General features: G+C 60.2%; 25 protein-coding genes and 1 pseudogene. 17 read left to right on the plus strand and 9 right to left on the minus strand.

The annotated features are described in order from the left end of the window. Positions 1-165: 165 nt before the first annotated feature. The 8 genes and pseudogenes from NKJ09_RS17875 to NKJ09_RS17910 form a co-directional block, all read right to left on the minus strand. Positions 166-1,299, minus strand: coding sequence for a hypothetical protein (locus NKJ09_RS17875; protein ID WP_352763159.1), 1,134 nt, complete (start codon positions 1,297-1,299; stop codon positions 166-168). Then, positions 1,293-1,643 (minus strand): hypothetical protein, encoded by a 351-nt coding sequence (locus NKJ09_RS17880; protein WP_352763162.1) that lies wholly within the window; start codon positions 1,641-1,643, stop codon positions 1,293-1,295. Before NKJ09_RS17880 ends, NKJ09_RS17875 begins: the two co-directional genes overlap by 7 nt. Beyond that, positions 1,633-1,953 carry a hypothetical protein gene (locus tag NKJ09_RS17885; protein WP_352763165.1) on the minus strand — a complete coding sequence of 107 codons (321 nt, stop codon included), beginning with the start codon at positions 1,951-1,953 and terminating at the stop codon, positions 1,633-1,635. The genes NKJ09_RS17880 and NKJ09_RS17885 overlap by 11 nt, the downstream gene beginning before the upstream one ends. A 655-nt stretch (positions 1,954-2,608) precedes the next feature. Further along, positions 2,609-2,716 (minus strand): annotated as a pseudogene (locus tag NKJ09_RS17890) (ABC transporter permease); the annotation flags it as partial. Between the two features lie 252 nt (positions 2,717-2,968). Next, positions 2,969-3,589, minus strand: coding sequence for a nitrogen fixation protein NifQ (locus tag NKJ09_RS17895; protein WP_352763276.1), 621 nt, complete (start codon positions 3,587-3,589; stop codon positions 2,969-2,971). Between the two features lie 360 nt (positions 3,590-3,949). After that, the gene (locus NKJ09_RS17900; protein ID WP_352763166.1) at positions 3,950-4,144 is read right to left on the minus strand and encodes a ferredoxin; all 195 of its coding nucleotides are present in this window, start codon (positions 4,142-4,144) and stop codon (positions 3,950-3,952) included. A 40-nt stretch (positions 4,145-4,184) separates the two neighbouring features. Then, entirely contained in the window at positions 4,185-5,402 is a 1,218-nt protein-coding gene (locus tag NKJ09_RS17905; protein ID WP_352763168.1) for a cytochrome P450, read from the minus strand. Between the two features lie 853 nt (positions 5,403-6,255). Further along, a complete protein-coding gene (locus NKJ09_RS17910) occupies positions 6,256-7,323 on the minus strand; it encodes a hemin-degrading factor (RefSeq protein ID WP_352494970.1) in 1,068 nt (355 codons plus the stop codon). A 726-nt stretch (positions 7,324-8,049) separates the two neighbouring features. On the opposite strand from NKJ09_RS17910, the gene NKJ09_RS17915 reads away from it, so the two are divergent. The 17 genes from NKJ09_RS17915 to NKJ09_RS17995 all read left to right on the plus strand — a co-directional run bounded on the left by NKJ09_RS17915 (position 8,050) and on the right by NKJ09_RS17995 (position 24,719). Next, positions 8,050-8,370, plus strand: a complete 321-nt coding sequence (locus NKJ09_RS17915) for a HesB/IscA family protein (protein ID WP_023678237.1) — start codon at positions 8,050-8,052, stop codon at positions 8,368-8,370. 264 nt (positions 8,371-8,634) lie between these two features. After that, positions 8,635-8,880 (plus strand): NifU family protein, encoded by a 246-nt coding sequence (locus NKJ09_RS17920; RefSeq protein WP_352646939.1) that lies wholly within the window; start codon positions 8,635-8,637, stop codon positions 8,878-8,880. Then, positions 8,831-10,048, plus strand: coding sequence for a cysteine desulfurase NifS (gene nifS, locus NKJ09_RS17925; protein WP_352763171.1), 1,218 nt, complete (start codon positions 8,831-8,833; stop codon positions 10,046-10,048). The genes NKJ09_RS17920 and nifS overlap by 50 nt, the downstream gene beginning before the upstream one ends. Next, positions 10,045-11,250, plus strand: a complete 1,206-nt coding sequence (gene nifV / locus NKJ09_RS17930; RefSeq protein WP_352763173.1) for a homocitrate synthase — start codon at positions 10,045-10,047, stop codon at positions 11,248-11,250. The genes nifS and nifV overlap by 4 nt, the downstream gene beginning before the upstream one ends. Continuing rightward, positions 11,247-11,627, plus strand: a complete 381-nt coding sequence (gene nifW / locus NKJ09_RS17935) for a nitrogenase stabilizing/protective protein NifW (RefSeq protein WP_352763279.1) — start codon at positions 11,247-11,249, stop codon at positions 11,625-11,627. The genes nifV and nifW overlap by 4 nt, the downstream gene beginning before the upstream one ends. A gap of 187 nt (positions 11,628-11,814) precedes the next feature. Then, the gene (locus NKJ09_RS17940; protein ID WP_352763175.1) at positions 11,815-12,666 is read left to right on the plus strand and encodes an electron transfer flavoprotein subunit beta/FixA family protein; all 852 of its coding nucleotides are present in this window, start codon (positions 11,815-11,817) and stop codon (positions 12,664-12,666) included. A gap of 18 nt (positions 12,667-12,684) precedes the next feature. Continuing rightward, a complete protein-coding gene (locus tag NKJ09_RS17945) occupies positions 12,685-13,794 on the plus strand; it encodes an electron transfer flavoprotein subunit alpha/FixB family protein (protein WP_352763178.1) in 1,110 nt (369 codons plus the stop codon). A gap of 9 nt (positions 13,795-13,803) precedes the next feature. After that, positions 13,804-15,111, plus strand: coding sequence for an FAD-binding protein (locus tag NKJ09_RS17950; RefSeq protein WP_352763281.1), 1,308 nt, complete (start codon positions 13,804-13,806; stop codon positions 15,109-15,111). A gap of 11 nt (positions 15,112-15,122) precedes the next feature. After that, complete coding sequence (locus NKJ09_RS17955) at positions 15,123-15,422, plus strand: ferredoxin family protein (protein WP_023678245.1); 300 nt, start codon at positions 15,123-15,125, stop codon at positions 15,420-15,422. A gap of 181 nt (positions 15,423-15,603) precedes the next feature. Continuing rightward, positions 15,604-17,367, plus strand: a complete 1,764-nt coding sequence (nifA, locus tag NKJ09_RS17960; protein WP_352763180.1) for a nif-specific transcriptional activator NifA — start codon at positions 15,604-15,606, stop codon at positions 17,365-17,367. Positions 17,368-17,605: 238 nt separating this feature from the next. Further along, on the plus strand, positions 17,606-19,084 hold the full coding sequence (gene nifB, locus NKJ09_RS17965; protein WP_352763183.1) for a nitrogenase cofactor biosynthesis protein NifB: 1,479 nt from the start codon (positions 17,606-17,608) through the stop codon (positions 19,082-19,084). Continuing rightward, complete coding sequence (locus NKJ09_RS17970) at positions 19,051-19,311, plus strand: 4Fe-4S dicluster domain-containing protein (protein ID WP_352763186.1); 261 nt, start codon at positions 19,051-19,053, stop codon at positions 19,309-19,311. Before nifB ends, NKJ09_RS17970 begins: the two co-directional genes overlap by 34 nt. 99 nt (positions 19,312-19,410) lie before the next feature. Beyond that, on the plus strand, positions 19,411-19,731 hold the full coding sequence (locus NKJ09_RS17975; RefSeq protein WP_352542072.1) for a nitrogen fixation protein NifZ: 321 nt from the start codon (positions 19,411-19,413) through the stop codon (positions 19,729-19,731). Further along, complete coding sequence (gene nifT, locus NKJ09_RS17980; protein ID WP_352542071.1) at positions 19,728-19,940, plus strand: putative nitrogen fixation protein NifT; 213 nt, start codon at positions 19,728-19,730, stop codon at positions 19,938-19,940. Before NKJ09_RS17975 ends, nifT begins: the two co-directional genes overlap by 4 nt. A 37-nt stretch (positions 19,941-19,977) precedes the next feature. Then, a complete protein-coding gene (locus NKJ09_RS17985; protein WP_352763190.1) occupies positions 19,978-20,883 on the plus strand; it encodes an SIR2 family NAD-dependent protein deacylase in 906 nt (301 codons plus the stop codon). 72 nt (positions 20,884-20,955) lie between these two features. Further along, positions 20,956-22,824 (plus strand): ABC transporter ATP-binding protein, encoded by a 1,869-nt coding sequence (locus NKJ09_RS17990; RefSeq protein ID WP_352763193.1) that lies wholly within the window; start codon positions 20,956-20,958, stop codon positions 22,822-22,824. Then, positions 22,824-24,719 carry an ABC transporter ATP-binding protein gene (locus NKJ09_RS17995; protein ID WP_352763195.1) on the plus strand — a complete coding sequence of 632 codons (1,896 nt, stop codon included), beginning with the start codon at positions 22,824-22,826 and terminating at the stop codon, positions 24,717-24,719. Before NKJ09_RS17990 ends, NKJ09_RS17995 begins: the two co-directional genes overlap by 1 nt. Before the next feature lie 607 nt (positions 24,720-25,326). Here NKJ09_RS17995 and NKJ09_RS18000 read toward each other — a convergent pair. Further along, a complete protein-coding gene (locus tag NKJ09_RS18000) occupies positions 25,327-26,367 on the minus strand; it encodes an LLM class flavin-dependent oxidoreductase (RefSeq protein ID WP_352763197.1) in 1,041 nt (346 codons plus the stop codon). Positions 26,368-26,457: the final 90 nt, after the last annotated feature.

Consider the following 26,457-nt stretch of genomic DNA (forward strand, 5'->3'; position numbering starts at 1 on the left):
ACCGGCCAAGGGCGTCCGGCAAATAGCCCAGACGCCAAAGCTCCAGTAGAGGACCAAGCTCGTGACCGGTTTGCGGCGGAATTCGTGCCGCCCATCCCGGTCCACTTGAGGCGGCCAGTCCAATATCGTCAACCAGTTCGAAGGTCAGACTATCTATGGCGCACCTCAGGCGGCTTTGGCCGCCAGCGGCGGTAGGCTATAGTAGGCGGCCCGAAGATAAGCCACCTGCTCCTCAAGATTGATCCTTAGCAATGGATCGAGGAAGGCCTTGGGTGGCGTCTTGAAAGGGACCCACTCAAGAGCACTGTTCGCGACTCTTTCAGCGATGCGACGCTTCTGCGTCTTTATGAAGGCCGTCGTATCGATGTAAATGACCTTGCGGAAATGCCCGCGCAGGAAAGGAATGACCTGTGGGTTGCCGCGCATGATGATGTCGAGCGGACGATTTACAGCGGCGGCCAGTTCGGCAAGGCGATCGAGATGAAATTGCCGTCGTCCAGTACGATCTGGTCCGGTGATGAATTCGTAAGCGAGAGCCTGCACCTCTGGACGCTCGACGACGAAGGACATCCAGCGTTCGAAATCCTGAAAAGTTCGCCCATTAGGATGCAATGCGCATGCTAGGCCGTTCTCTTGGAATTCGGCGAAGACCAGCGCGATACGTTTCATAGCGTGAAGATCGTCCCAACGAGGATGATCTAGAACGAGGCTGAAATTCGGCGTGGTGACCATATGGATGCCGAGCGCCACCAGCCCCCTAATGATCGCCGGACGGGCGGAACCGAGCGACCACCAGGACTCAATCCTATGGTCGTGGTCCACGCCGGTCAGGATGATCTTGCAATCCGGCGCCAGGCGAAACGTCTCACGAAGCTGCTCCGCGCTGGAATGCTTGGAGCGTTTGCGACGGAAGTCCACGACATCCGCCAACCTCAGCGCCACGATATCCGCGTCCAGTGCCTGCGAGCGACGGCTGCCGTGATAGATCAGTTCGACGATATCCCCCTTGAGCGTGATGGCTCGAACAGGCGCGCGCGGCGTGCTGTCCAGGTCGAAACCTCCGATTTCCCGCACTTGCTGGGGGAACAGCACGGTGTTCTTAGCGCAGACTTTCGTGCAGAAGTCGGGCGTGCCGCAGCAGTGATGCAAGCAATCCACAATCTGCGCCTCTAGGCTTAGTCCACCACAGATTCGTCGCTCCGAGCAGATCCCGCAACCCAGGCACATCGTATTTGTGTACGGGTTGTCCGTGAGCATGCGCGTCTGGAGTTCAGTGCTCTTGGTTGCGTCGGTCAGCACAGCGTGACATCCACCTTGCCTGAGATGGCATGAACGCGCTGAACAACCGCGCGAGCAACCCCACCTGACTGTTGGATGGAGGAGACTATCTGCGTTGGCGGATTGTCCATCGAGCCAACGGTGTCGTTGCCCCGCCTGAATGTGATCGAACCGGACTTCCTAGACTCCACTATGAACGACTCGCCTGCCGCGACCGCGACGCCGGAGCCGATTGTACCCAGATAGACTCGGGGCTTCTCCCCAGGAATCGCCGAGAACAGATGAGGCGTCGCCAAAGCCACCCGTTGGATGTCGATGGTCTTCCGAATCGTTTTCTTTATCCGGCTCAGAAACTCAGCGCCCATCGTTCCCTACCTCTACGACGGGCCGATAATATTTGGCACGTCCCTTTGAAAACTCGCGGATCAGGCCACGAGCGGCCAGTCCAGCGAGTCGGTTGTTCCAAGCCGTGGTCTTCTCCGTCTCGCCGAAGCGTTCTTTCAAGGTGTTCGCGTCGGCCTTACGGAGTCTATTAACTAGGTCAAATGTAATCTGTTGTTTTGGGTCAAGTTTACCAACAAGGACAACATCAGAAATTTGGCCGCCGTCGCTCAGATGGCAGCTTATGATGGCATCATTCTTCGCGTCTGCAACCATCTGAAATTCATCATACACCGATTCATTCAGATTTGCTGCGACTGCGTAGAGCTTTGAATCTATCAACCGTAGGTATGACTTGAGTGAAAATACGGACTCGCGAAGATAGCTTGCAGTCGCGACCGTACATCGCGAAAGTCCAGGAAGAGGGGAGAAGCAGTCTCTGGATTGCCGTCGATGCTCTGGATCATGCGCGCGAATGCGAGTTTCCCATTCAAGGCTCCTGCGAGCACAGGCTCCTGATCCGAGCGCAGCATCTGGTATCTCAAGGCCATCATCTATCTCACGTTACATACATGAGATAGGATGGAGTCTCTTCGTCGTCAAGTGGGCCTTTAGATTTGCCCGCTCGGTCTGTTGACAGTTTTGATCCCTCCCGCGAGCGCAGCATCATGGCTAGATTCACGTCCGTTTTCAGGAACCAGGGACGGTACTCTGAATGGCCAAGATTAGGCGCATAGCTGCTAATAAGACACGTAGAGTTAAACGCCTTCGTGCTGACGTGAACCACCTGCCAGGTCGCGAGCGTTAGAAATTCGAAGCCTCCTGAAATCTATCCTAAATCCGAATCTAGTGACCTAATTTGTCCAACAAGCACACGCAATTCGGGTTGAGGCGTGATCCAGAAAGTTCGAAAAATTTCCAGGAACCCCAGCGCGCGCGCTGCCGGAACCTGGCCGAGAATGATGGCGGAGCCGGCAGCAACGAAATTGATGGCCACGCCGGAGACAATCTGGCCGCCCCAATGGGTGAGCGAGGCGAAACTGTGCACCAGCGCGAACAATGACGTCGGTGAACCGCGGCCGCCCAGGCGCCGCAACCGCGAGGCAGGCGAGCAGCAACGGCCCGGAGAACACCAGTTGCTCGGCGGCGATGGTGCGGGTCGCATCCTGCACCGCCATCATGACGGCGCCCGCCGAAGCGAGCATGGCGAGTAATCGGACAGCAGGCACAGCATTCAATCCCCGAAGGTGTCCGTCGACATTCATGGCGCGGCGCGAGCGCTGGCGCTGTACAATCTACGAAGCGGCTCTCAATCCGAGGCGATGCCGTCCTTGATCCGTGTGAGGCGGCTTTCGCCTTCCTCCGGGCCGAAGCAGCTTTCGAAATCATTGCATTCCCGGCAACTGGGCGCGCTGCACAGCGAAAAACCTTCGGCCTCGCAGAGCTTGCGGTAAAAGTATTTCTTCCATTTCATGTTTTGGGTGTTGCCGGCCGCCAGCGTCGGAAAATGCGAGGCGAGCAGGCGGCCGAGGTCGGTTCGATTAAAAAGGCCAAGGTCCTGCCAGAGATGGTCATTGCGCATGGCACGCCGGGCGATGATCTTGGCGAAGCGAGCGCTCGCCGGGTCGCCCGGCCGGGCATGCGCCAGCAGCAGTCCGCGCAGAAGTTCTTCCTCCAGGTCAGGCTCGGGCTCGCTCACCTCTTCCAAGGCAAACGCGTTGATAGGAATAGCAGGGAAACAGCGGGCCAGGACATCGCGCAGCTCGGCGCGCGAAAGGCCGGTTGCCTCCGTCGCCGTCGCCTCGCCGGCCTCGATCTCCTCGAGCGCACGTGAAAGCACACAGGCAAGCACATGCTGGTCGAACCTCCTGTCCAGCTCGATTTGCGGCCATCGGCCGGTGCTGAGCCGGGCATAGTGTTGGGCAAATATGGTGCCGTTCTCCTGGGTTGTCCTATCAAGTCATGCAGAGACCCGGCCGGCCGCAACATGGGTCGGGGAGTTCTTCGGGTAGAGGCAGTCGCGGATCGCCTCGCGGTCGAGTAGTTCGGTAATTTTCGTCTGGTCCTCGGCTCTGTCGCAAATTCTATGATTGGAAGAGGTGTTTCGCGAACCCCCGCCCTGCCGTTTGCGCCTCATGGGGAACACCTCGGCGCCGGAAATGCCCCCGCGGAGTTGGACGTGGACCGTGCTGGGACAGAGGTCGCGTGCTGTTCTTTCCAATGCGGCGAAATGGTCGACCCCATTCAGGCCCGCCAGACTCACGGTTGAATGACGTCTGATTCAAAAGCGTCAGCGGCGGGTGAGTTCCAGCGCACGTTCAGGACAGGATCGCGCGCCTCGCGATGCAGGCAGCTCCTCCCCTTCCGCAACTTCAATGTCACCAGGCAGGATGTAACCCTCGTCATCAAGCTTGAAGATGTCCGGCGCTTGCGCCGCGCATCGCGCGTGACCCTGGCATTTGGCATTTTGGACGATGATGCGCATGGAGCTGACTCCGTTGTCTGTGCCCCTGCTCGGCGCGGGCCTAAGACCAGTCCAGGATCAAATTTTCGATCCCGAACACATGGCCGCCAGAAGTTATCGGTGCCGTACCCTGCTTGATCCTGAAAGCCGGGATGCGCGCCAACCACTCCTCCAGGCCAATGACAATCTCCCGCCGGGCAAGGTGTGAGCCAAGGCAACGGTGGGGACCATAGCCAAACGCTGCGTGGCGGTTGTCCTCCCGCTCCAAATCGATTGTGTTGGGGCATTCGAATTCCGCCGGGTCACGATTGGCAATCATCGTGGCGCAGGAAACATAGTCCCCCTTCCGGATCGGCGCGCCTTCGAAGTCGATATCTTTCGTAGCCACGCGGATCAACTGAATGGGCGGATAGGCCCGCAGCAATTCTTCGGTTGCGAGCGGGATGCGGTCCGGTTCGCTCCGCAGCAATTGCTGATCTTTGAGGTTGCGCGCGAGGTACGCCAAGTCAAAGCCTATAGCTGCTGCGACCGTGTCGAGCCCAGCGACGAAGACAAGCACGCCGATGCCGCGGACTTGGGTGTCCGTCAGCCGGCGGCCCTCGACCTGTGCCTGCACGATAAAGGTCATGAAATCGTCAACCGCCTCCTGGCGGCGCATGGCTGCAAGTTCGTCGATGAATGCCACGATCGTCCGGGCAGCCACAGGTCGTTCCTTATCGTCGCCGTGGAGCAGATCTTTCCCCCAGCCGACGAATGTATCGAGTCGGTCATCGGGCAACCCCAGAAAGCGAAGAAAGGTGCTCACCGCGAAAGGAAAGGCAAAATCCTTCATCACGTCGCAGCTTGTGCCCGCCGCGGCGATCCTTTCGATCAGCTCGACCGCCCGTTCGCGGACAGCCGGTTCCAAAGCCAACACCCGCTTTGGCGAAAGCAGCGGATTGAGCAGTGAGCGAAAGACGCCATGGGCCGGTGGATCGAGCTCAAGCGGGATCGTCGGCCAGTTTTCACCCAGTATGGAGGAGAAGATGCTGCGATGGCTGGAAAAAGTCTCTGCGTCCTGCAGCACTTTCCGCTGGTCCGCGGCACGGGTGATGACCCAGGTACCCCGGCCATCTTGCGTGTTGTAGCGGGAGTAAAAGATCGGAGGCCCGTCATGTACGCAAGCGACAGCTGCGTGTGGATCCCCGTTGGGTGTTGGTGGCATCCCTGGCGATGTAAACAGGCTGAAGTCCCTCACCATTTCGGGCGGGACATGATCTGGAACGGGGTTGGTCGCCATTTTGTTTTCTCTACATTGGCGTTCATGGCTCGATTGAGATTGCACCGCTGTTCATAAAGTCGATTTCCAGCATGGGCACGTCTCTTGTCGGGCGCCTTCTAGATTCTGTCGCCTGATACAGCCCACCTGCACCAGCGCGGATGAGATCGGTTGCGAAGTCGATCAGAAGGGGCATCTCCGCCGCGCTGCGGTCATGAAGCAAAGCCGCCGCTTATCCCCGTTAGGGTTGAGAGGCTGGTCAATCACCTCTGAGCTCCGTGACGCACTGCTGATGCCCTGCTGATCAAATTGTCGAAGCAAGTCGCGTGCCGGATAGGCGTACCCATGGCGCTGCACCAAGCAATGCCAGCCTGCACTAGGCCCGCCGCTGATGATCACCTGTCCATCATTCTTAGGACAACGTCCGACAACCGACATCCGTGGTCGGTTTTGTCGAGTCCGCGACATCGGGCTGTTCGGCTTGGCTGCTGCTGCACAGCCTTCCGGTCGACGAGCGAGGAGATCGCTCGCACGGCCCGGATTGAGCAACGACGCGATCCAGCGCAAGGTTCGGGTGCGGTCCGACAAGACCCGGCCGCGCTTCCGCTTCGGTTCGGCGCTGATGGCATATGCGTTGTTGTAGCCGCTGCAAGGATTTCCGGTCAGACGAGCGATGCACTCGTGCGCAGCGATCCGGCCGGCGACGAGCCTGACTGTATCGATGCGGTCAATTCCGGCGTGCACACCTGACCGTGCGTATGCGCTAACACGGCAAGCTCTATCGCACATGGACCTATATTTCCTCGCGAGCCGCTGTCGGAACGTGGTGCCGAGTCCTATGGCGGCCGGTTCAATCCGAGGGCCTGTCGGCACTCTACACATCCCGGTCGGTCGGACCGGGAACGCGTGGCAGACTCTCGGCCAGAAACCGCCAGTCGCTGCGCTCGCGTTCGCCTTCCTTGCGCGTGCCGAAGAACTGGACGATCATCTTGCCGTCGGCGCCATAGGCTTCAACGGACGTGACGTGACCGTCCCTCGTCGGCTTGCGCACGGCCCAGACCTCGCGGATGTGATGAGTCCTAAGATGGAGATGGAAGTTCTCGTCGAGCACATTGATCCGCGGCCCGATCTGCTTGACCGACTTGATCGGGCCGGAATGGATCTGGATGCAACCACGATTGCCGACAAAGCACATGATCGGCATCTCGTCTTCGGCCGCCTGTTGGAACAGGGCGCCAACGGCATCATTGTCGAGCAGCCAGGCGTAATCCTCGTCGGCCATACGCATCGCCTGGCAGCGGCTGAGCTTCAGGGTCTTCAACATATGGTAGAACTGATGCACGTCGCTCAGCCGGCTCCAGTGCTCGCGTAGGTCGTCGACCGTGGCGGCTTGGTCTGGACTCACTGCATTATCGAGCGCCCCGCTCGCCTCGACCGATATGATCGGCTCCTGGTCGGAGGATACAAGCTCTGCCGCCAGATTCTGATAGGCGTGCAGGTTCGAGGCGGGCCTGAGATGTACTTTGTGCATCGCCTCGCCGGTGGCATCAAAGAATTGCAGGCTGCGGCGGATCTCGGCTCCCTCGCGCTTCTCGACGGCGAAGCCATACGCCCACGCTTTCGGGAAGATGCGCAGGTCGATCTCGTCGCCGAGCACCATGGCATGCGGGTTGCCGGTGACCACTTTGTCGTAGACGCCGATCTTTTGGTGCACGGCACTTTGGTTGCGGGTGACCGCCATCACCTCGCCGACCGCTTCGAGGCCGGTCAGCAGATCATCGACGCGCGGCTCGATGCGCACCGCGCCGTGACCACAATGCGCCGCGACCAATTCGGCTTCCGAAATGCCCAATCGAGCGGCGAGATCATGCTCCCGGATTTTCGGATTGTCTTCGCACGCCCGCCGGATTTCGTCCGGCGACGGTTTCTCGCGCTGGTCCATGTCTTACCCCTGCTTCCACCTACGTGTGAGGATCAGCTGCCCTGCCGGTGAATCTTCAGCCGATCGGGCGCGCCGTAATGCTCGACCCTGATCTGCTGCTGGCCCGTGAACAAAGTGTCGCTGGACAGCGTGCGCACGTCGTCGCACCCGCGCGAAAACCGGGGGTGCTATCGGAGCGGCGAGACCCGAGTGACACGAGCAGGCACATGCCGATGGAATCTCATCGAGGCGGTCGGTGGCCACCGGGCGGTGGTGAGCGATTGTGGGTGTTGTCGCAATCGGCCAATCGGTCATTCGGATGCCACGGGCGGCGCTGCTTCGCCAAACAAAGCGTATCTGACCCAGTCCTGACATGTTGCTCCCTTGCTTCGCCCCATCGATCGCGAGGGCACCCACGACATGATTGTGGATCGGCAGTCTCTTGCCGCCTCACCAAATGGAGCTTCAAAAACCGTGCCAATTGCGCCGGAGCAAGCTCAGAGAGAAGTCTTCTGCATGGTCATTGGTTTAATGTGAGTTCAGCCAAGAACTCAGGCCCAACATCCCCCGTGGCGGACCCGACAAACCCGACAGTACGTGTCGGTTGGCCGACACCTTCGCAGCAATGGACTCACAAGAACCACGGCAGTGTCAGAGATGCCGCGCTGTGTTGAAACATTTTTTCGCTTTGGCACGGTGCATGCAACCTGATGCGCAAGCAGGTCCCGGACTGAGGAGAATGGAGCCATGATTACGCTCACCGACAACGCTGTTGCCGCCATTAAGACTGCTCTTTCCCGCGCCAGCGAGCCGGCGGAAGGCTTTCGCATCATGGTCCAGGCCGGCGGCTGCGCCGGCTTCAAATACTTAATGGGCCTGGAGAGCGTGTCGCGCGAGGGCGACGCGATCACCGAGACAGATGGGATCAAGCTGTTCGTGGACGCGGGCTCCCAACCGCATGTCGCCGGCATGACCGTCGACTTCCTGACCGGGCTCGAATCTTCCGGCTTTGTCTTCGATAACCCCAACGCGCGCGAGAAGTGCGGCTGCGGCAAGTCCTTCAGTTGATCGCCCGAAGCGCCTGTGCGGGTCCATGAAGCGATTGCCGCCGACGGACTCATTTGCGGCAGAGGAGGCTTACATGGCCGGCACAACAGATGTCCCTGTCCTCAAGAACAAGGCAAGGTCGAAGCCGATCTTGGGACCGGCAATCGCTTCAGGTAGGATGCAAAGAACGTCGCCTCCCGAAACAGTTCGGTTCCTGGTGGCACCCAAGCTGCTGGCGGCCAAATCGCGCTGCTGCGCCAAATTCGGCTTATCGATAACGTTGTCGTGTTCGGGCGTCCTTGCCTGCGGGCTGACGGCGGCGACTGCGGACTTGTCCATGTCGACGCCGATCCGGTCTACGTCAAACTCTCGGGCGTCTGCGCCGGCTGCCAGTTCGGGCCCATCATCATCAACGGCATACGCCAGAGGCTCAATGAGGCGGTCGCGCGCTCGCGTCATTCCGGTCAACTGAGGATCGCACATGAAACCTGTCTACCTCGACAACAACGCAACCACACGGGTCGATCCTGAGGTCGTGCAAGCGATGTTGCCGTTCTTTAGGGATCAATTCGGCAACCCTTCGTCGGCGCACGCTCTTGGCGCCTCAGTCAGTGCGGCGGTGAGAAAGGCGCGGAGGCAGTTGCAAGCTCTGATCGGCGCGGAGTTCGACGATGAGATCACCTTCACCTCGGGTGGGACAGAAAGCGACAATGCAGCGCTTCTTTCGGCGCTTGAGGCGGCGCCCAACCGAACCGAGATCGTGACGTCCGCGGTCGAGCATCCCGCCGTGCTGACGCTCTGCGCGCATCTTGAGAAGACCCGCCGCGTCAAGGTGCACAGGATCCCGGTGGATTGCCGTGGCCGGCTCGACCTCGACGCCTATATGGCCGCCCTCACCCCACAGGTGGCAATCGTCTCGATAATGTGGGCGAACAATGAGACTGGTGTGATCTTCCCCGTGGCCAGGCTTGCCGAGTTGGCCAAGGAAGTGGGCGCCCTTTTCCATACCGATGCTGTGCAGGCGGTCGGCAAGCTTCCGATGGACCTGAAGTCGACTGCAATCGACATGCTGTCGCTCTCCGGCCACAAGCTGCACGGGCCGAAAGGGATCGGCGCGCTTTTCATAAAACGTGGCGTCAATTTCCACTCGCTGATCAAGGGGGGCCACCAAGAACACAACCGGCGTGCTGGCACCGAGAATACGCCCGGCATAGTCGGGCTCGGCATGGCGGCCGAACTCGCCTTGAAATTCATGGACGACGAGAGCACACGGGTGAAGTCGCTCCGCGACCGTTTAGAGGACGGGATTCTCCAGCGCATCCCAAGCACCTGTGTCACTGGTGATCACCTGGACCGGTTGCCCAACACCGCAAACATCTCCTTCGAACATGTCGAAAGTGATGGGATTCCACTTCTCCTCAGCCGCGTGGGCATCGCGTGTTCCTCCGGCTCCGCCTGCACCTCCGGCTCGCTGGAACCGAGCCATGTCCTGAGCGCGATGAAAACGCCACACGCGGCAGTCCGCTTCTCCTTGGCGCGGGACAACGGCGAAGCGGACGTCGACCGGGTGCTCGAAGTCATGCCGGCAATCGTGGAGAAGCTGCGTGGCTTTCCCAGTTCTGGGCCGGGTAAGCGAAGCTCCGAAGACGTTCAATCCGGTCCATGCCTGAGCGGCAGCAGAACAGGCTACCGTTCATGACCCGTCATGTCTTTCTCAACGATACGACCTTGCGCGATGGCGAGCAGGCGCCCGGCGTCGCCTTTACCACGACGGAAAAGCTGGAGATCGCCGAGTCTCTTGCGGCGGCCGGCGTCACAGAGATCGAGATCGGCACGCCGGTCATGGGCGCCGACGAGATCGAAACAATTCGCGCCGCGGTCGCGCGGCGTCTCCCGGTTCGGCTCATGGCCTGGTGCCGGATGACGTCCTTGGATCTCGATGCAGCGATCGAGAGCGGCGTCCACGCCGTCAATCTATCGCTGCCTGCGTCGGACATCCAACTTGCCGCCAAGCTCGGCCCCGATATGGCGGGAGCGCTCCAGGTCATCGAGCATATGGTCAGGCGCGCAGCCGCCGCCGGCTTCTTCGTCGCGGTGGGCTGCGAGGATGCCTCGCGGGCCAATCGGGATCATCTCGCCCGCGTCATCGAGACGGCTGCACGCGCCGGCGCAAGCCGCGTCAGGCTAGCCGACACAGTAGGTGTTTTCGACCCGTTTTCGACCTTCGAACTTGTCGCCCAGCTCGTGGCGCAGTCTCCAATCGACCTTGAATTTCATGCGCACAACGATCTCGGACTTGCTGCCGCCAACACGCTGGCCGCGATCCGCGCAGGCGCGCGCCATGCCTCCGTCACCGTCCTGGGGCTCGGCGAGCGTGCGGGCAATGCCGCGCTGGAAGAGGTGGCCGCCGCGATGGCGGTCCTCGACGGCGCGGATACCGGCATCGAGCTGACCGCATTGCCCGACCTCGCCGCCCAGGTGGCTTGGGCCGCCCGCCGGCAGACCGCGGCCATTAAGCCGGTCGTCGGCGCCGATGTTTTCACCCACGAATCCGGCATTCACGTCGCAGGGCTGCTGAAGGACTCGCTTACTTATCAGGGGCTCGATCCGGCTCTCGTGGGCCGCTGCCGGTGTATCGTCATCGGCAAGCATTCCGGCGCCACTGCGATTGCCCATGTGCTGAGCGAAAGCGGTCGCGATCTCGACCCGGATCTGGCAGCCGCGATGGTGGCCCGCGTCCGGCGCGAGGCGGCCGAGACGAAATCGACCGTCACTGCAACTCAACTGGTCGAGCTCTACGATGGAATGTGCAGCGAGGCATCCCTCGCGGAGCTGTGCGGTCCAGGTCAGCCGTGCGCGAGCGCACCGACACCACAGTTCCGACCAGGGAGAATGCAATGAATTGTTCCGCTGACAGCCGCCCCATCGATTTCACCGACATCCTCGCACGACTGAAGCGCCTGTCGGCTGCGGAGGAGTTCTTCGCAGTCCTTGGCGTCTCCTATGACCCGAAGGTGCTGAATGTCTCGCGGCTTCATATCATGAAGCGCGTGGGCCAATACCTTGCCGAAGAAGATTTCTCCGGTCTGCCCGACCAGGTGATTGCCGCGCGGGTGCGCGCGACGCTCGAACGCGCTTACGAGGACTTCGCGATTTCCTCGCCGCTCACGCAGCGGGTCTTCAAGGTGCTCAAAGACCACGATCCGACCAAACCTGCCACGCCGGGCCGCACCTTTGTCCCGTTCGACTCCGTACTGAAGCGGTTCGGACAGGAATGACCGCGACACGGGTTGCGACGCGACAATGTCGAGAAGCCAACAATCCGGTCATCACCACGGCGCCGTCAGAAGCAAGCAACCGAAGTTCTAGGAATACGGGGCAGCGCAAAACAGTTGGCACGAATGATGCGCACCAAAGAGATAACCGCCAAGCCCGCATCCGGACAGGAGCCTCGAGAAACCGCCAATGCACATCGTAATCTGCATCAAGCAGGTGCCGGACTCGGCACAGATAAGGGTCCATCCGGTGACGAACACGATCATGCGCCAGGGTGTTCCGACCATTATCAACCCTTACGACCTGTTCGCCCTCGAAGAAGCGCTCAGACTGCGCGACGCCTATGGTGGCGAAGTCACCGTGCTCACTATGGGTCCGCCCATGGCAGAGGACGCGCTGCGCAAGGCGCTCGGTTACGGCGCCGACCGAGCGGTGCTCTTGACCGACCGCTATTTTGCCGGCTCCGACACGCTGGCGACCTCCTTCGCCCTTTCCCAGGCAATCGCGAAGGTTGGCGAGACGTTCGGCACGCCAGACCTCGTCTTTACCGGCAAGCAGACGATCGATGGCGATACCGCCCAGGTCGGGCCCGGCATCGCCAAGCGCCTCGGACTCCTGCAGCTGACCTATGTCGCGAAGATCGCCTCCATTGATATTGCTGCGCGCGAGATCAAGGTCGAGCGCCGCTCCGAAGGCGGCACACAGATGCTGAAGAGCAGGCTCCCTTGCCTCATCACCATGCTGGAAGCCACAAACGAGATCCGCCGGGGCTCGATCCATGACGCCCTGTGCGCCGCGCGCAGCCAGGTCTTGAAATGGAGTGCGGCCGATGCCGGCATTGAGGATCTCACCAAATGCGGCCTGCGCGGCTCACCGACGGTCGTCAAGCGCGTTTTCGCGCCTCCTGCGCGGGCGGAAAAGGCGGCAAAAATCGACACCGCCGAGATGGCCTTACGCGATGTCGCTGACGAACTCATCACGGCAATCTTCACCCGCCAGCCGGCATTGGAACATGAGCTCGCCTTCAACGGCGGCGCGTGAGAGGGCAAGGAGCAGACGATGTCGACCGCGAACCGAGAAACCCCTCGCCCTGCCGCCGGCCGTGCCGGCATAAAGAAGGAGCTGCCCGCGCATTTCAAGGACTACCGGCACGTTTGGGTTTTCATCGAGCTCGAACGCGGCCAGGTCCATCCCGTATCATTCGAACTGCTCGGCGAAGGCCGCAAGTTAGCAGACAAGCTTCAGGTCCAGCTTGCGGGCGTCGTCCTTGGACCGCCGGGAGAGGCCATCGGGAACGCCGTTGCCGAAGCGTTCGCTTATGGCGCCGACCTTGTCTACATCGTCGAGGCGCCGCTGCTCGCCGACTATCGGAACGAGCCATTCACCAAGGCGATGACGGATCTGGTCGATACCCACAAACCCGAGATCCTTCTTCTCGGTGCCACCACACTCGGCAGGGATCTTGCCGGCTCCGTGGCGACGACCTTGCAGACAGGGCTCACGGCCGACTGCACCGAACTCGATGTGGATACCGACGGTTCGCTCGCCGCCACCCGTCCGACTTTCGGCGGTTCCTTGTTGTGCACGATCTATACGCTCAATTTCCGACCCCAGATGGCGACAGTGCGACCGAGGGTCATGCCCATGCCGCAGCGGGCGGATAAACCGGTCGGGCGTGTCATCCGGCACAAGCTCTCGGTAGCCGAGGACGAGATCGTTACCAAAGTCCTGGGCTTCCTGCCGGATAGTCAGTCGGCAAAGGCAAATCTTGCCTATGCCGACGTCGTGGTTGCGGGAGGCCTCGGTCTTGGCGCGGCGGAGAACCTGCAGCTTGTGAAGAATCTCGCGCGGGCAATCGGTGCCGAGCATGGCTGTTCGCGCCCGTTGGTCCAGAAGAGCTGGATGTCGGCTGATCGGCAGATCGGCCAAACTGGCAAGACCATCCGGCCGAAGCTTTACATAGCGGCCGGGATTTCCGGCGCCGTCCAGCATCGGGTTGGCGTCGAGGGGGCGGATCTCATCGTCGCCATCAACACCGACCCGAACGCGCCGATTTTCGATTTCGCTCACCTCGGGATCGTCACCGACGCGATCCGCTTCCTGCCCGCACTGACGGAAGCCTTCACGCGGCGGCTGTCGCCCCACAGTCGCGACAAGCTTGCGAGCTAAGGGATGGACATGATTGACGAACAATTCGACGCCATTGTTATTGGGGCCGGCATGTCCGGAAACGCAGCTGCTTACACCATGGCCAGCCACGGCCTGAAGGTGCTGCAGTTGGAGCGGGGTGAATATCCGGGGTCCAAGAATGTCCAGGGTGCCATCATGTACGCGAACATGCTGGAGAAGATCATCCCGGATTTCCGGGACGATGCGCCTCTCGAGCGGCATTTGGTTGAACAGCGGCTTTGGGTGATGGACGACACGTCCCACACCGGGATTCACTATCGGTCGGACGACTTCAATGAGGCGAAGCCCAACCGCTACACGATCATTCGTGCCCAGTTCGATAAATGGTTTTCGCGTAAGGTGCGCGAGGCCGGCGCGACGGTTCTGTGCGAGACGACTGTGACGGAACTCATCCGTGACGCCAAGGACAGGGTGATCGGCGTCCGCACAGACCGGGCCGGCGGAGCCATCTACGCGGACGTGGTCGTCCTCGCAGAAGGTGTCTGCGGACTGCTTGGCACGCGGGCCGGCCTGCGCGAGATGCCGAAGCCGCAAACCGTGGCGCTCGCCGTCAAGGAAATGCATTTCCTCCCCGAAGAGGTCATTGAGCAGCGGTTCGGCCTCAAAGGCGATGAAGGCTGCGTGATCGAGGCGGTGGGCACGACCTCCCGCAGCATGGCCGGGCTCGGCTTCCTCTACACCAACAAGGAGTCGATCTCACTGGGCATTGGCTGCCTCGTCTCCGACTTCGCCGCGATGGTCGAGAGCCCTTACGTCCTCCTCGACGCCTTAAAAACCCATCCTTCGATCCGGCCGCTGATTGCCGGCTCGGAAGTGAAAGAATATTCCGCGCATCTCATTCCCGAAGGCGGCTACAAGGCTATTCCGCAGCTCTTTGGCGACGGTTGGGTCGTGGTCGGCGATGCCGCGCAACTGAACAACGCCATTCACCGCGAGGGTTCGAACCTCGCCATGACCTCCGGCCGCATCGCGGCTGAGGCAATCATCGAGGTCAAGAGCCGCAACGGTCCTATGACCAAACGGAATCTCGCCCTTTACAAAGCCATGCTGGACAAGTCCTTCGTGGTCAAGGACCTAAGGAAATACAAAGACATGCCGGCCTTGCTCCACACCAATTCCTGCAATTACTTCACGACTTATCCGCGGTTGATGTCGCAAGCCGCGCAGAACTTCATGCGTGTCGACGGCACGCCGAAGATCGAGAAGGAAAAGGCGACCACGGCGGCCTTCATCAAGGCGCGCTCGCGCTGGGGGCTGGTCAGCGACGCGGTCCGCCTTGCATTGGCGTGGCGCTGAGGGGAGACGAAATGACGATCGCAGTGACGAAGTCACGTGTCGAGGACAAGCTTTACCAGAACCGCTACTTGGTGGATTCCGGCCGTCCGCATATCAAAGTGCGACCGCACGAGAGGCCAAGCGCGAACTTGCTCGCGCTGACCCACGTCTGCCCCGCGAAATGTTATGAGTTGAACGACAAAGGTCAAGTGGAGATCACTGCCGACGGCTGCATGGAGTGCGGCACCTGCCGGATTTTGTGCGAGACCAGTGGCGAGATCGAGTGGAACTATCCACGCGGCGGCTTCGGAGTCCTCTTCAAATTCGGATGAGGACGCACGCACCGTATCAAGAGGGTCAATCTTGGTACACATGAGGTCGCGACCAACGCCAAGTCTATCTTTGCTTGAATTGCCGCGCCACGAAGAGAAGCTCGTGAATACTGTCCTTTCAGAATTCAGACTCAGACACAAAAGGAGGAGCACTCTGGACGACAACCGCTGAGGTGTTTCCATGGCTCACGTACCGCAAGATCGGGTCGACGAGGTAGCACCTCGGGATACCCGCCCTGAACCGCCCATCAAAAGCATGCCCCAAGCAGATATCGCGCTCAGGGGACTCTACGAGATATCGAAGGTGCTGACCGCCCCCAGCGAGCTGGAGATTACGCTCGCCAATGTCGTGAACATCCTGCCTTCGTATCTGCAGATGCGTCACGGAGCAATCGTCGTCCTGGACGCTGAAGGAGAGCCGGAGATTGCCGCAACTGCCGGCAATACCGACGCACCTCAATCAGGCACTCGCCGCGTCATACCACAGGCCATAACAGATCAAATCGTCGCTACGGGGACGCCGCTCTTCATCCCGGACGTCCGCAAGTCCCAACTATTTCAGGCTGACCTTCAAACATCTTCGAGCAGCGGCACCATCCCAATTGCCTTTATCGGTATCCCGCTAAAGGCTGATCATAAAATCCTTGGGACATTGTCGATCGATCGCGCCGGAGACGGCGCCACCGACTTTCGCGACGACGAGGACACATACTTCCTGACGATGGTCGCCAACCTTGTCGGCCGGACGATCCGTCTCCATCGCATCCTGAGTACAGATCGTCAGCGGTCTGTCCATGAGCAATGGAGACCGGAGAAATCGCCCAACGAGGGGAGGACCTACGACCCTGCCCGGCATGCGGATGTCAAAATCGACGGGATCATCGGGGAAAGCCCCGCACTCAAGCAGGTGCTCGAAACCGTCTCGGTCGTAGCAGGGACCAATTCCACCGTGCTACTGCGGGGTGAAAGCGGCACCGGCAAGGAATTCTTTGCGCAAGCCATCCATAAGCTCTCACGTCGGAGGAAGAAGTCTTTCGTCAAATTGAACTGCGCCGCACTGTCTGAAAGCGTTCTGGAGTCAGAACTGTTTGGGCATGAAAAGGGCGCTTTCACGGGTGCTATCTCCCAGCGCGCCGGTCGTTTTGAATTGGCAAATGAGGGAACGCTGCTACTTGATGAAATCGGCGAGATTTCGCCGGCCTTTCAAGCCAAGTTGTTGCGTGTCTTGCAGGAAGGCGAGTTGGAGCGAGTCGGCGGCACCAAAACGCTACAGGTCGACGTGCGCCTCATATGCGCCACCAACAAGGACCTCGAGATGGCCGTCATAAAAGGGGAGTTCAGGGCCGACCTTTATTACCGCATCAATGTGGTGCCAATTATCCTGCCTCCGCTCAGAGAGCGACCCGGCGATATTCCACGCCTTGCGAACGCGTTCCTCAACCGATTCAACAAGGAGAACGATCGCGCACTCGCCTTCGCGCCGTCGGCGCTTGACCTGATCTCGCAATGCTACTTCCCTGGTAACGTCCGCGAGCTGGAGAACTGCGTCCAAAGGACGGCGACACTTGCGCGTTCAAGGACGATCACGCCATCCGATTTCGCCTGTAAGAAGAGCCAGTGCCTTTCCTGGCTCCTCTGGAAGCGAGCCGACCGCTCGAATGGCGGCAATACCATCGACGATCTCGCACGGGTCAACGCAGTGCCGGTCGGATTGCGGCTGCCGGCCAGTCGCATCGGTGCCTCCGCAGGCAACGTATCTTCCCTTGCGGCCGGCGATCCAAACGATCCCGCTTGTCCCCCGCGTCTGACGGAACGCGATCGGCTGATCGACGCGATGGACAAGGCCGGTTGGGTTCAGGCCAGGGCGGCTCGTATCCTCGGCCTCACGCCGCGGCAAATCGGCTACGCGCTGCGCCGATATGGCATCGAGGTGAAGAAATTCTAGACGTCGTGATGACGTCAAACGTAAGCCCGAAGTAGTCTCCCTCACACCCTTCGCGCCCAAGGCTGGTAGCCTTCGCGACCCGATTTGCTTGTCCACTGTCGGAAGCCCGACAAAGGTGTGTCGGAGCAATCCGACGGAATCCGACACGAAAGCCAATTCGTGAACCAAAACCGCTCTTTGAGCTGGCATAGCTCTTGCGGTTTGAACTGCGACATTCACCCAGCAACGGAGCCGTTCGATGTCCGCACCGGCAATTTCGCTTGAGAGCCTCAGCACGACATTCGGTGACCAGTTGCTTGCCACCGTGAAAGCCGGTGGCTGCGCGTCTTCGTCCTGCGGCTCGTCGATAAAGCCGGACGACACGGATCCGGCTATCTGGGAGAAGATCAAGGATCACCCCTGCTTTTCAGAAGAGGCGCATCACTATTTCGCGCGCATGCACGTCGCGGTCGCGCCCGGCTGCAATATCCAGTGCAACTACTGCAATCGCAAATATGACTGCGCCAACGAAAGTCGGCCTGGGGTGGTCTCCGAAAAGCTGACGCCCGACCAGGCGCTACGCAAGGTGGTCGCGGTCGCCAACGAGGTGCCGCAGCTCTCCGTGCTCGGCATCGCCGGACCGGGCGATGCCTGTTACGACTGGAAGAAGACGAAGGCAACGTTCGAACGAGTTGCCAGGGAAATCCCAGACATCAAGTTTTGCATCTCCACGAATGGGCTCGCGCTGCCGGACCATGTCGATGAGCTTGCCGACATGAATGTCGATCACGTGACGATCACCATCAACATGGTCGACCCTGAGATCGGTGCAAAGATCTATCCTTGGATCTTTTACGACCATCGCCGCTACGTCGGCATCGAAGCCGCCCGGATCCTGCACGAGCGGCAGATGTTGGGTCTGGAGATGCTGACTGCGCGCGGCATCCTCACCAAAATCAATTCGGTGATGATCCCCGGCGTGAACGATGAGCATCTGATCGAGGTGAATAGATGGGTCAAGGAGCGAGGCGCGTTCCTGCACAACCTCATGCCGCTGATTTCGGACCCGGCGCACGGCACGCACTACGGACTGAGCGGGCAACGCGGCCCAAACGCAATGGAGATGAAGGCTCTTCAGGATCGTGTCGAAGGCGGCGCCCAGTTGATGCGCCACTGCCGGCAGTGCCGGGCAGATGCCGTCGGCCTGCTCGGAGAGGATCGTGGCCAGGAATTCACACTCGACCGGATTCCCGGCGAGGTCACCTACGATGCCAGCAATCGCAAGGCCTATCGGGAGCTGGTCGCGGAGGAGCGCCGTGATCACGTGGCGGCTAGGAGAGAAGCGATCGGATTGGTCAAGGCAGCGAGCCCCGGCAAGTCCCTTCTCTTCGCGGTGGCGACCAAGGGCGGCGGCCGCGTCAATGAACATTTCGGCCATGCGAAGGAATTCCAGGTTTATCAAGCCTCGCCGAGAGGGATCAGCTTTGTTGGGCATCGCAAGGTGGAGCAGTATTGCCTCGGCGGCTGGGGCGGAGAAGCCGCCCTCGATGGCGTCATCGCAGCGCTTGAAGGCATAGATATCGTGCTGTGCGCCAAGATCGGAAATTGCCCGCAGGATCAGCTCGCGGACGCTGGAATCCGAGCCATCGACGCATATGCCCACGACTATATCGAGACCGCAATCAGCGCGATTTACGCCGCCGCGTGTGGGACCCCCGCACTCGCGGCGACGGCCTGAGCGCGTCTCATCCATTCGGACCAGGAGTTAAAATGGCTTTCAAGATCATCGCATCCCAATGCACCCAATGCGGCGCCTGCGAATTCGAGTGTCCCTCCGGCGCGATCAAGTTCAAAGGCGAGAGCTATGTGATCGAGCCGCAAAAGTGCACCGAGTGCGAGGGGATCTTCGATGCGCAGCAATGTGCCTCGGTATGCCCGGTGCCGAAGACCTGCGTTCCTGCGTGACGAAGATTGGGTTGCCGACATGGTCGGGGATGCCTTCGCAGGACGCCTGGAACGCCTTTGTTCACAATCTGCAGCCTCAAGAGAAATCAGGGAACGGACATGTCGCTCGGACGCGAAGAGGAGGTCGAAATCCGCAGGCCTCCACGATTCATGCCGGGAGAGCGGGTACGTGCCACTCGCCACATAAAAAATGACGGCACCTATCCTGGCAGGGAGATCGGCGAAAATCTCGTGCGGAAGGGCGACGAGGGATATGTGCGCGACATTGGCACCTTTCTCCAGCAGTTCTTCATCTATGCGGTCGAATGGGTCGACCGTGGCACCGTCGTCGGCATGCGAGCGCGTGAACTGATGAGCCTCGACAAAGCCGAGGCGCCCTGCAGTGCTGAAAGCAATACCAATGAAGGGACGGCCAGATGAAAGTCATGATCCGCAGGACCGAGGCTGGCTTGTCGGCGTATGTCCCGAAGAAGGACCTCGAAGAGCCGATCATCAAGCTCGAGAAGGAAGAGTTGTGGGGCGGAACTGTGACGCTCAGGAACGGGTGGCGGCTCCTCCTACCCGATCTTCCACGGGATACGCGTCTGCCGATCACCGTCGAGGCAAGGAAGGTTTCCGAACAGGACTGATGCTGCCCCTCGATAGGTGCGTCGCGAGGAAACGAGCATGAACACGATCCTGACATCGGGCCACCTCGTCATCGTGCGGGACAGTTTTGCCGAAAAGCTGCTTGACCTGGCGAAGGAAGCGCTCGCCGCCGATCAGGTGATCCCCTATCTCGGTCCGGGTCTTCTTGGGTTCAACTGTGCGGAACCGCCTGTGCCACATACGCCGGAGGTCGTTGCCGCGGCACTCAATGCACGGGCGCCAGCCCCTTCCAGGATCCGCACCAATATGTGGTCGGTTGCGCAGTTCATCGAACAGCGCCGGCATCGCCGAACGCTTCAAGCTTGGATGACCGACATATTCGCAGCGCCGGTGGCGCCGACCCTCCTCCACGCCTGGCTGGCAAGGCTGCCGCTCTCCCTCATCGTCGACAGCTGGTACGACGGCGCGATGCGCACGGCTCTCGTAGAGACCGGCCGAACGGACGTCGTTGAGATACAAGGCGTCACGCGGGCGAACGAAATCGGTAACATTTGGACGAAAACCTACGATTTGTCCGGGAGGGAACTCGACCCCCGATCGGGGGCAAAGACGGTTCTCTATACACCTCACGGGAGTATTAGGCCGGCGCAAAACTTTCTCGTCGCAGATTCCGACTATGTCGAAGTCCTGACCGAAATCGATGTCCAGACACCGATCCCAGACGTGGTGAAGGAACGGCGCATCACCCGTGGATTTTTCTTCGTTGGCTGCCGCTTCAACGATCAGATGCTGCGCACCTACGCCAGGCAGATCATGAAGCGCTCCCGAGGTCCACATTGCGCGGTAATGGACGCGGAAACGCTGACCAGAAACGAAGCGCGTTTCCTTGCGGCAAGCGGAATCACGGTGATCGACATGCCAGTAAGTGAAACCGCGGCTCGGCTTATAGGAACGCGCCCTGCTGCAGGTGGTGGACAGGATTAACAATGGCGGGCCCTTTGATGATTGGTCCTTCGGCTTGCCTCGAAGACGCAAAATGCAGTCGGGAATACACCCGTGAGCAGTGATGCTATCGGCAGCGCAACGAACGCTCTGAATTCGTTGACCCATGTGGAAGCGGCGCGCTGGGGCCAGGATTTGAGTACGCTGTTCCGCATCACGCGTATGAATTTGCGGCATCCCTGGCAGGTCGCCTTCGCCATGGGCTCGACGATCATGGCGGCAATCCTCCAGTTGCTCATTCCCCAGCTTCTCGGCCGGGCTGTCGACCAGACCCAGACAGCCATCGGGGGCGGTGTCGCGGGGGCCGCCGCAGGACAAGCGCTCTGGACCCCGGCTCTCCTGCTGCTCGCCGTCAGCGCGCTACGCGGCCTTTTCACGATGGCGCAGAACTATTTTGCCGAAGCCGTCGGGCATCATGTCGCGTACGAACTGCGGCTCGCCTACTACGACAAGATCCAGCGTCTCAGCTTTTCCTTTCACGACCGGGTCCATTCAGGCGATCTGATCACCATCGGAATGCTCGATCTCCAAGGCGTGCGGATGTATTTTTCCACCGCGCTCGTTCGCGTGGTCCTGCTCACCATGCTGCTCGGGATCGGCGCCTACATGATGATCTCGACCGATCCCATGCTCGGCCTGGTCGCGCTGAGCTTCGTGCCTTTTGTCGCCTGGCGCTCATCGGCCACACAGCTTAGGCTGCGCGCCACCTGGCTCGACCTGCATGAGCGGCTTTCGGTACTAAGCCGCGTGATGGAGGAAAATCTCGCAGGCATCCGCGTGGTCCGCGCTTTTGCGGCTCAAGCCTATGAGATGCTGAAGTTCGACGGCGCTTCCAAGAACGCGCTCGACCTCGCCCACGACCGCGTTGACATCTACGTGCCCAGCACGTCGGCGATGACCTTGTCCTTCTTTTTCGCAATGGGATTGGTGCTCTGGATCGGTGGCAGCAGGCTCGTCGCTGGCGAGATCAGCGTCGGAACGGTGGCGACCTTCCTGACCTTCATGACAATCCTGCAAATGCCAGTCCGCCAGATCGGCCTCATGGTCAATGCCTTTGCCCGCGCTTCTAGCTGCGGTTCGCGGCTTTTCGGTCTCCTCGACCAGGAGATCACAATCAGGGATGCTCTCGAGGCCAGACCGCTCGAGATAAGCGACGGCACTCTGCGCTTCCACAATGTCTCGTTTGCGTACCCCAGCGCCGAAAACCGCGCCATTTTGAAGAACCTCAGCTTTGAGGCCCGTAGAGGCGAGACGATCGCGATCGTCGGTCCGCCGGGTTCGGGCAAATCGACGATGGCTCATCTGGTCCCCCGCTTTTACGACGTGACCGGTGGCGCCATCACGCTGGACGGCCAGGACATACGTAATGTCACCCTCGCGACGCTTCGCAAGGCGGTCGCCGTCGTACAGCAGGATGCATTCCTATTCACCACCACGATCGAGAACAACATCGCTTATGGCGATCCCTGGGCGAAGAGACAGCGAATAGAACGCGCTGGCGAATTCGCCCAGCTCCACAACTACATCCTCGGGCTCCCAGCAGGCTACGAGACGGTCGTGGGCGAACGCGGCGTCTCTCTCTCTGGCGGCCAGCGCCAGCGTCTCACGATTGCTCGCACCATGATGCTGCGCCCCTCCGTCGTCGTTTTCGACGACTCAACGGCCGCGATCGATGCCGGCACCGAGCAGCGCATCCGCGCGGCGATGCGGCGCTTCGCCAAGGATCGGGTGACGATCATCATCGCGCACCGGCTGAGTGCGCTTATGCATGCCGATCAGATCCTTTTTGTCGATAACGGCGAAATCGTAGAACGCGGCACGCATCAAGAGCTTTTGGCGAAGCGGGGACGCTACAGGGCCCTTTACGATCTCCAGACCCGCCCGGGTGATGACATTATGACCCAGTATGGGGACGCCCGCTGATGGCCCAGGGCCGCGCCGGCGAACTCGAAGCCGACCGTGACGACGGCAGACGCCCTCCGCGCGCGGTTGTCGGCTCGCACCGCATCGAGGAGGAGATGTTCGGCCGGGCTTTCGACAAGAGCATCCTCCGGCGCATCTGGGCCTTCGTCCGTCCCTATCGGGCCAGGGTAGTCATCACGATTGCAGCAATGCTGATCTTCACCGGGACGCAGCTTCTCATCCCGTTGATCATCAGCTACGCGATCGACCAGGGCATGAACCCGGCAAGGAACGATCGCTCAGCCCAGCTTGCGGCCGTCGGCGCGTTCGTTTTGGCGATTTTGGTCAATTTCGCTGCCGGCTACATGCAGGAAACCGTGGTTGGGAAAGTGGCCGAAACTGTCCTGTTCGACATCCGCCGCGCCATGTTTGGCCATCTGCAGAAGGTCTCGCTCTCCTTCATGGACAAGACCGAGGTCGGACGCCTCATGTCGCGCCTGCAAGGCGACGTCAACTCCATACAGGAATTCCTCGAAACCTCGGTATATTCCGTAGGCGATGTTGCGCTTCTCTTCGGCATCGTTTTCCTAATGCTGTGGCTCGACTTCCGCCTCGGCCTCCTGACGCTCTCGGTTCTGCCGGTCCTGGTGATCGTCCGCATTGTCTGGCTGCCGCGTGCCCGCGCCGCCTTCATGGCTGCACACGAGACTAATTCCGTCGTCAACGGCGCGCAGGCCGAAGCCATTCACGGCGTGCGCACCGTCCAGTCCATGGACCGCCAGCAGGTGAATTTCATCCTTTTTGACGACAAGGCCCATGCCAACCTCAGGACCCACCTGATCGCTGCCAAATATGCACTGGTCATGGTGCCTATCGTCGATGGCCTCACCGGCCTCGCCATGGCCGCCGTTATTGTGGTCGGCGGCTCGATGGTCCTGAATGGCCGCATAGATGTGGGCGTATTGGTTGCCTACCTATTTTACATCCAGCGCTTCTTTGACCCGATCCGCTCACTCACCCTGCAATATTCGGTCATGCAGCGCGCCATGGCCTCAGGCAAGCGCCTGGCCGATGTGCTCGACGTCAAGATCGATGTTCAGGACAAACCCAATGCCGAGGTGCTTTCGCCCGAAATGGACGGCTCGGTCGAGTTCAGGGACGTCACCTTCGGCTACAATCCGAACCGTTCGGTGCTGAAAAATGTTTCCTTCCGGGTCAATCCCGGCGAGACGGTCGCACTGGTCGGGCCGAGCGGTTCTGGCAAATCGAGTGCGATGGCCCTGGTCCACCGCTTCTATGATGTTCAGCAGGGCCAAGTGCTGGTCGGCGGATATGATGTGCGCGATCTCACCCAGGAATCGCTCGGCCGCCAGGTCGCCATGGTGCTGCAGGAGCCATTCCTGTTCACCGGGACGGTCTTCGAGAACATTCGATACCACAAGACAGAGGCCACGCGAGACAAGGTGATCGAGGCGGCCAAGGCGGTCGGCGCCCACGACTTCATCATGAGCCTCGCCGATGGGTATGAGACCCAACTTGGCGAACGCGGCGACAACTTATCTCTCGGCCAGCGCCAGCTTATCAGTTTCGCCCGCGCCCTCGTCGCCGACGCCAAGATCCTCGTGCTCGACGAAGCTACCGCCAACATCGACAGCTACACGGAAATGCAGATTCAGAAGGCTCTGATAAAGCTGCTTGAAGGCCGTACTGGCCTCGTGATCGCCCACCGTCTTGCCACGATCCGGGGTGCCGACCGCATCATCGTGCTTCAGAATGGCCAAGTTATTGCGGCTGGCAACCACGATCAGCTAATAGCCACGGGGGGCCTCTATTCCAAACTCTACAATCTCAACTACGCCTCCTTCGACGACATTCCCGAATACGATACGACCGTACAAGCTGGCTCCCAGACCTGACGTCTTGCCGGCCTTGTGGTACTGGCATTGACTCGGGCGTGCCGGCGGACACTCGGGCCGCCGCAGACGAGGAAGCAGGCAGCATTCATGCAAAGCACTCGCGCGGATCGTGAAGACCGGCTGCGAACGATTTCCTCCAGCGTCGTTATCCGGCCGCGGTGCACGCCGCGACATCGGGCGAACTCGCTCCAGGTGGTGTCGCTCGGCGTAGCAAAGCCGCTCGCGAGCGCGCCCTCAACAGCGCCGTAGCGAGTGACGGCTTTGCTACCGCCGAGCCGCTGATGAAGCTGGATGCGGGAGCCGCCACCGGCGCCGCCCCGGTCGAGAAGAACCTCTGCGGCCGGCTATGGGCAATGACTAGCGCGAGCGCGACGAGCAGACGCGTGCCGGCACCGTGGCGCGCTCGGCCATCAGCTCCTTAGGATCGTGGAGTCTCACACCGTGCCCAGATGCCGGCCAACGCACAAACCTGGTAATCTGTGCCGCCGGCTCGTCGTCAGTTTGGCCTCCCTCACGATTTCCCAATCCCCACCACGTGCACGCTCGAGCAATGTGAGGGAGCGCTGTTACAACGATTTACCTTCGGATCAGACCGCCAATTCCACGGTCAGCCAAGTCGAGCCATGATTTCGGATTGAATGGTCGTCGCGGTGTATAGGGAAGCATCTAGCGGCAGATTCCCAAATGCCAGTTGACAAAGAAGGTAGTTAGCACCTGCCTCTTCCAACTGACTGAGCAGAGCTTCTCGCACAGACGCTGCTGATCCTACCACGCACAATTCACTCTCGACTGCCGCATCGAAGGTCAGCGGCAGGTTGGGTGGAGTGGGGATAGCGTTAAGCTCGTAAAGGAATTGGAAGCTCTTGAGCCATCGTTCGTAAGCAGGTGCCGCGAGCGAATAGGCATGTGTGTCACAACGCCCAACCACGACCATGCGGAGCAATCCAATAAATGGCGCTTGATCGCCCGCGCCAGCGTTGTCCTCTTGATAGGCGCGGAACGCATCAGTAGTTTTGCGAACAGAAGAGGAAGGTCCTACACACGCGATATTTGCTCCATTCGCAGCGGCCCAGGCTGCGGACTCGGGTCGATTGGCGGCGACCCATGTCGGCGGATGTGGACGCTGATGAGGTCTTAGCGTCAAAGGAACGTCATTGAGCTCAAAATGGCGGCCTTGATAGCACAGCGTGCCAACCTTCATGGCATTAACAAGTATTTCAACAAGAATTTCGCTGGCTTCCGCATAGCGGCCCGGCACCGCGTCCGCACCAATCCCGAAGTAACTCAATTCGATCGGGAGAGCACCGCGCCCTATGCCCAGTTCGAGCCTGCCACCGCTCAACTGGTCCAGCATACAGATCTCTTCGAACGCACGCAGCGGATGATAAAGCGCAAGCAGCATCACCAAGGGTCCGAGACGCAGGCGCCGGGTGCGCTGGGCGACGCTCGATAAGAACAGATTCGGCGATGGACCTCTCCCATGGGGGGTACAGTGGTGCTCTGCGAGATGATAGGCATAGAACCCTAGCTGATCGCACGCCTCTGCTAATATCAGGCGATCTTCGTACTGCCGGGCGATATCGAGGCCGTCCTCGTCCAGATGATCGAAGATGCCGAAGGCTAGGTTTGAAGGAAAGACGTTTGTCACTCGATATTATCCCCGATTTTAAAGAAAAATGTTGTCCGCTTGGGTGACCAAGCAAGTCTAAAGATAGCAATGTGTGATATCGGATTAGCG

The organism is Mesorhizobium sp. M0189 (genome assembly GCF_040322135.1).
Taxonomy (GTDB): domain Bacteria; phylum Pseudomonadota; class Alphaproteobacteria; order Rhizobiales; family Rhizobiaceae; genus Mesorhizobium.

What these genes read in the sequence shown, in the direction of transcription:
- NKJ09_RS17880 (WP_352763162.1), bottom strand. Translation starts at nt 1,643, where the DNA reads ATGGGCGCTGAGTTTCTGAGCCGGATAAAGAAAACGATTCGGAAGACC.
- NKJ09_RS17900 (WP_352763166.1), bottom strand. Translation starts at nt 4,144, where the DNA reads ATGCGCATCATCGTCCAAAATGCCAAATGCCAGGGTCACGCGCGATGC.
- NKJ09_RS17905 (WP_352763168.1), bottom strand. Translation starts at nt 5,402, where the DNA reads ATGGCGACCAACCCCGTTCCAGATCATGTCCCGCCCGAAATGGTGAGG.
- NKJ09_RS17910 (WP_352494970.1), bottom strand. Translation starts at nt 7,323, where the DNA reads ATGGACCAGCGCGAGAAACCGTCGCCGGACGAAATCCGGCGGGCGTGC.
- NKJ09_RS17915 (WP_023678237.1), top strand. Translation starts at nt 8,050, where the DNA reads ATGATTACGCTCACCGACAACGCTGTTGCCGCCATTAAGACTGCTCTT.
- nifS (WP_352763171.1), top strand. Translation starts at nt 8,831, where the DNA reads ATGAAACCTGTCTACCTCGACAACAACGCAACCACACGGGTCGATCCT.
- nifV (WP_352763173.1), top strand. Translation starts at nt 10,045, where the DNA reads ATGACCCGTCATGTCTTTCTCAACGATACGACCTTGCGCGATGGCGAG.
- nifW (WP_352763279.1), top strand. Translation starts at nt 11,247, where the DNA reads ATGAATTGTTCCGCTGACAGCCGCCCCATCGATTTCACCGACATCCTC.
- NKJ09_RS17940 (WP_352763175.1), top strand. Translation starts at nt 11,815, where the DNA reads ATGCACATCGTAATCTGCATCAAGCAGGTGCCGGACTCGGCACAGATA.
- NKJ09_RS17945 (WP_352763178.1), top strand. Translation starts at nt 12,685, where the DNA reads ATGTCGACCGCGAACCGAGAAACCCCTCGCCCTGCCGCCGGCCGTGCC.
- NKJ09_RS17950 (WP_352763281.1), top strand. Translation starts at nt 13,804, where the DNA reads ATGATTGACGAACAATTCGACGCCATTGTTATTGGGGCCGGCATGTCC.
- NKJ09_RS17955 (WP_023678245.1), top strand. Translation starts at nt 15,123, where the DNA reads ATGACGATCGCAGTGACGAAGTCACGTGTCGAGGACAAGCTTTACCAG.
- nifA (WP_352763180.1), top strand. Translation starts at nt 15,604, where the DNA reads ATGGCTCACGTACCGCAAGATCGGGTCGACGAGGTAGCACCTCGGGAT.
- nifB (WP_352763183.1), top strand. Translation starts at nt 17,606, where the DNA reads ATGTCCGCACCGGCAATTTCGCTTGAGAGCCTCAGCACGACATTCGGT.
- NKJ09_RS17975 (WP_352542072.1), top strand. Translation starts at nt 19,411, where the DNA reads ATGTCGCTCGGACGCGAAGAGGAGGTCGAAATCCGCAGGCCTCCACGA.
- nifT (WP_352542071.1), top strand. Translation starts at nt 19,728, where the DNA reads ATGAAAGTCATGATCCGCAGGACCGAGGCTGGCTTGTCGGCGTATGTC.
- NKJ09_RS17985 (WP_352763190.1), top strand. Translation starts at nt 19,978, where the DNA reads ATGAACACGATCCTGACATCGGGCCACCTCGTCATCGTGCGGGACAGT.
- NKJ09_RS17995 (WP_352763195.1), top strand. Translation starts at nt 22,824, where the DNA reads ATGGCCCAGGGCCGCGCCGGCGAACTCGAAGCCGACCGTGACGACGGC.